Here is a 4,155-nt window from a genome sequence, read left to right as displayed (position 1 = left end):
GGCCGCCCGGCGGGCCGGGCCGGGTCAGGCTTCCTGGACGTAGTCGCGCAGGTGGCGGGCGGTGAGGGTGTCGGCGCCGGCGATCAGCTCGGCGGGCGTTCCGGTGAACACGACGCGGCCGCCGTCGCTGCCGGCGCCGGGGCCGAGGTCGATGATCCAGTCGGCGTGGGCCATGACGGCCTGGTGGTGCTCGATGACGATGACGGTGTTGCCGCCGTCGACGAGCCGGTCCAGCAGGGCCAGGAGCTGGTCGACGTCGGCCAGGTGCAGGCCGGTGGTGGGCTCGTCCAGGACGTAGGTGGCGGCCTTCTCGGCCATGTGGATGGCGAGTTTGAGGCGCTGGCGCTCCCCGCCGGACAGGGTGGTGAGGGGCTGGCCCAGCCCGAGGTAGCCCAGGCCGACGTCGGCGAGGCGGTCCAGGACCGCGCGGGCCTGCCCGGTGGTGAAGAACTCGCGGGCCTCGGCGACGCGCATGGCCAGAACCTGGCTGATGTCCTTGCCGCGCAGGGTGTAGGTGAGGACCTCGTCGGTGTAGCGGCGGCCCTGGCACTGTTCGCACACCGAGGTGACGCCGGCCATCATCGCCAGGTCGGTGTAGACCAGCCCGATGCCCTTGCAGGCCGGGCAGGCGCCTTCGGAGTTGGCGCTGAACAGGGCGGGTTTGACGCCGTTGGCCTTGGCGAAGGCGGTGCGGACGTGGTCCAGCAGCCCGCTGTAGGTGGCGGGGTTGCTGCGGCGGGATCCGCGGATGGGGGACTGGTCGACCACGACGACTCCGTCGCGGCCGGGCAGGGACCCGTGGATCAGGGAGCTCTTGCCCGATCCGGCGACGCCGGTGACGACGGTGAGGACGCCGAGGGGGATCTCGGCGTCGACGTCCTTGAGGTTGTGCAGGTTCGCGCCCTTGATGGTGAGGTGCCCCGACGGCTCGCGGACCTTGTCGCGCAGCCGGGCGCGGTGGTCGAGGTGGCGTCCGGTGAGGGTGCCGGAGACGCGGAGCCCGGGCAGGTCGCCGGTGTAGCAGATCCGCCCGCCCTCAGCGCCGGCGCCGGGGCCGAGGTCGACGACGTGGTCGGCGATCGCGATGGTCTCGGGCTTGTGCTCGACGACCAGGACGGTGTTGCCCTTGTCGCGCAGGCGCAGCAGCAGGTCGTTCATGCGGGCGATGTCGTGGGGGTGCAGGCCGGCGGTGGGCTCGTCGAAGACGTAGGTGATGTCGCTGAGGCTGGAGCCGAGGTGGCGGACCATCTTGACGCGCTGGGCCTCGCCGCCCGACAGGGTGGGGGACTCGCGGTCGAGGCTGAGGTAGCCCAGGCCGATCTCGACCAGGGAGTCCAGGGTCTCCTGCAGGGCGGCCAGCACCGGCGCGACGGACGGCTCGGTGATCTCGCGGACGACGGCGGCCAGGTCGCTGATCTGCATGGCGGCGCAGTCGGCGATGTTGAGCCCGCCGATGCGGCTGGCGAGGGCGGCCTGGTTGAGGCGGGCGCCGCCGCAGGCCCCGCACGCGCTGAAGGCGACGGCGCGCTCGACGAACGCGCGGATGTGGGGCTGCAGCGACTCGGTGTCCTTGTCCAGGAAGAGGCGCTTGACCTTGACCAGCAGGCCCTCGTAGGTGGTGTTGATGCCGCTGCTCTTGATCTTGGTGGCGGGCTTGTGGAGCAGGTCGTCCCACTGGGCGGGGGTGTAGTCGCGCAGCTTGGCGTCGGGGTCGAACAGCCCCGAGTCGGCGATCACCTTCCAGTACCAGGACCCGACGCCGAAGTTCGGGACGGTGACGGCGCCCTCGTTGAGGGACAGGTCCCGGTCGACCAGCTGGTCCAGGTCGATGCGGGAGGCGCGGCCGAGCCCCTCGCAGTCGGGGCACATGCCCTCGGCGTTGTTGAAGCTGAACGCCGAGGAGGTGCCGGCGTGCGGCTCGCCGAGCCGGCTGAAGATGATGCGCAGCATGGTGTGGGCGTCGGTGGCGGTCCCCACGGTGGAGCGGGAGTTGGCGCCCATCCGCTCCTGGTCGACGACGATGGCGGCGCTGAGGTTGCGCAGCGCGTCGACGTCGGGGCGGCCGACGCTCGGCATGAAGCCCTGCACGAAAGCGGTGTAGGTCTCGTTGATCAGCCGCCGCGACTCGGCCGCGATGGTGCCGAACACCAGGGACGACTTGCCCGACCCCGACACCCCGGTGAACACGGTCAGGCGGCGCTTGGGGACGTCCAGGCTGACGTCGGCGAGGTTGTTCTCCCGCGCGCCGCGGACCTCGATCACGTCGTGGGCGTCGGCGGCGCGGAGCCCGCCGGCGGGCGGCTCGGGCTGCGCGGTCGTCGGCTGGAGCGGCATGGGGGCTTCCTCACTCGCTTGATATCTTAGGGCGTAAAGAGATCCTCGATTTCGATAGTTTATGGCATAAGGAGATGCAGGTTGGTCGTCTTCGCCGGGCAGGGCGATCCGCGCCGCTCGATGGATCTGCTGTGGCGGGGCGCGCAGGCGCCCCGCACGGGGCCGGGGCCGCGGCCAGGGCTGAGCGTGGAGATCATCGTGGACGCCGCGATCGCCGTCGCGGACGCCGAGGGCATGGCGGCGCTGTCGATGCGCGCGGTCGGGGAGCGGCTCGGCCGCACGGCGATGGCCCTGTACACCTACGTGCCGGGCAAGGCCGAGCTGGTGGACCTGATGTACGACCGCGCGCTGGCCGAGCTGCCCGGCGGCTACGACGCCGCGGACGGCTGGCGGGCGGCGCTGACCCGGTGGGCGCGGGACTCCTGGGAGTTCTACCTGCGGCATCCGTGGATGCTGCAGGTGTCGCAGGCGCGGCCCGTGCTCGGCCCGAACGAGTACCGGGCGCTGGAGGCGCTGCTGGGCGTGCTGGCCGCCACCGGGCTGCCGGCGCGGCGGGCGCGGCGCGCGGTGTCGGCGCTGTCGAGCGTGGTGCGCGGCGCGGCGCAGACCCTCGCCGAGTCGCGGCAGGCGGTGCGGGCGACGGGCCTGTCGGAGGAGCAGTGGTGGTACGGCCGGGCGGGCGCCCTGGAGGCGCTGGCGCCCGGGTTCGCCGAGCGCTTCCCGCTGGTGGCCTGGCTGAACTCCGAGGACTCCCTCGGCGGCGCCGCGGACGTCCCCTATCTGGAGCAGGCGGCGCGGGAGGCGTTCGAGGGCGGCCTGGCGCTCGTCCTGGACGGCATCGCCGCCGCCATGGCCGCCGAAAGGGATGGCGGCTGACCGGGTGGCGCAGGGCGTGTGAGGTGGGTCTCTCGGGGGCACCGGACGTCACATCGAGGCCGCCGGAGCCCTCCTATAGATATGGAGACCTTCGCAGGTTCGGAGACTATCGCGACGCGGCCGCGGGACATGACGTGCCACACCCTCCTGTACGCCGCCCACCAGGCGTTCCGCCGGGACCTGGACCGGCTCGCGGCGGCCGCGGCTGCGGGCAAGGGCCGGGCGGGGCACGTGCGCGCGGGCTGGGAGAACCTCAAGGAGCAGATCCGGCTGCACCAGGAGCTGGAGGACGGGTGGCTGTGGCCGCGTGTGGAGCGCGCGGTGGCGGGGCGCCGGGCCGAGCGGGCGGTGCTGGAGGAGATGCGCGCCGACCACGCCGGCCTGGCCCCGCTGATCGCCCGCGTCGACGCGGCGATGGACGATGCGGCGATGGACGGCGGGGAGGGCGGTGATCTGCCGGAGGCGGTGCGGGATCTGCGGGAGGCGCTGGAGCGGCATCTGCGGCACGAGGAGATGAGCGCGCTGCCGCTGGCGGAGTCGGTGCTGTCCGGCGCGGAGTGGCGGGCGCTGGCCGGTGAGGCGCGGGACCGCTGCGCGGCGGGGACGCCGCTGTTCGTGCCGTGGGTGGTGGACGGGATCGGTCCGGTCGAGCGGAGCCGGTTCCTGACGGCGTTGCCCAAGCGGCTGCGGGAGCTGAACCGGGTGATGTGGGAGCCTCGCTACCGCAAGCGCCGGCTCTGGAGCATCTGACCTGCCTGGGAGTTCAGAAGCGGGTGGTGAGCAGGGCCAGGACGGCGACGCCCGCGGTGAGCCAGGCGGCGTAGTCGCCGACGTGGCCGGAGTGCAGTTCGTGCAGGCGGCGGGTGGCGGCGCCGACGGCGCGTGCCAGTGGAGCGCGTGCGGCCGGGGTCGTCGAGGGGGTGCGGGCGGCGCGGCGGACGCCGG

At 73.2% G+C, this 4,155-nt stretch carries 4 protein-coding genes; 2 read left to right on the top strand and 2 right to left on the bottom strand.

The features are described from left to right. Positions 1-24: 24 nt before the first annotated feature. Positions 25-2,334, bottom strand: a complete 2,310-nt coding sequence (locus AB0K37_RS40590; RefSeq protein WP_363991155.1) for an excinuclease ABC subunit UvrA — start codon at positions 2,332-2,334, stop codon at positions 25-27. Positions 2,335-2,415: 81 nt separating this feature from the next. On the opposite strand from AB0K37_RS40590, the gene AB0K37_RS40585 reads away from it, so the two are divergent. Together AB0K37_RS40585 and AB0K37_RS40580 are read left to right on the top strand one after the other, a co-directional pair. Further along, positions 2,416-3,210, top strand: coding sequence for a TetR/AcrR family transcriptional regulator C-terminal domain-containing protein (locus tag AB0K37_RS40585; protein WP_363991153.1), 795 nt, complete (start codon positions 2,416-2,418; stop codon positions 3,208-3,210). An 81-nt stretch (positions 3,211-3,291) separates the two neighbouring features. Then, entirely contained in the window at positions 3,292-3,960 is a 669-nt protein-coding gene (locus AB0K37_RS40580) for a hemerythrin domain-containing protein (protein ID WP_363991150.1), read from the top strand. Between the two features lie 13 nt (positions 3,961-3,973). Here AB0K37_RS40580 and AB0K37_RS40575 read toward each other — a convergent pair. Then, the coding region (locus tag AB0K37_RS40575) for a hypothetical protein (protein ID WP_363991148.1) at positions 3,974-4,155 on the bottom strand (182 nt) is incomplete at its 5' end.

It is taken from the genome of Actinomadura sp. NPDC049753 (assembly GCF_040674655.1).
Lineage (GTDB): Bacteria > Actinomycetota > Actinomycetes > Streptosporangiales > Streptosporangiaceae > Spirillospora > Spirillospora verrucosospora.
The sequence above is the reverse complement of the archived record's forward strand: the minus strand, read 5'-3'. Positions and strand labels throughout refer to the sequence as shown.

Bases quoted from the DNA above. Each gene is read 5' to 3' on its own strand.
- AB0K37_RS40580 (WP_363991150.1), top strand. From the start codon at position 3,292: ATGGAGACCTTCGCAGGTTCGGAGACTATCGCGACGCGGCCGCGGGAC.
- AB0K37_RS40590 (WP_363991155.1), bottom strand. From the start codon at position 2,334: ATGCCGCTCCAGCCGACGACCGCGCAGCCCGAGCCGCCCGCCGGCGGG.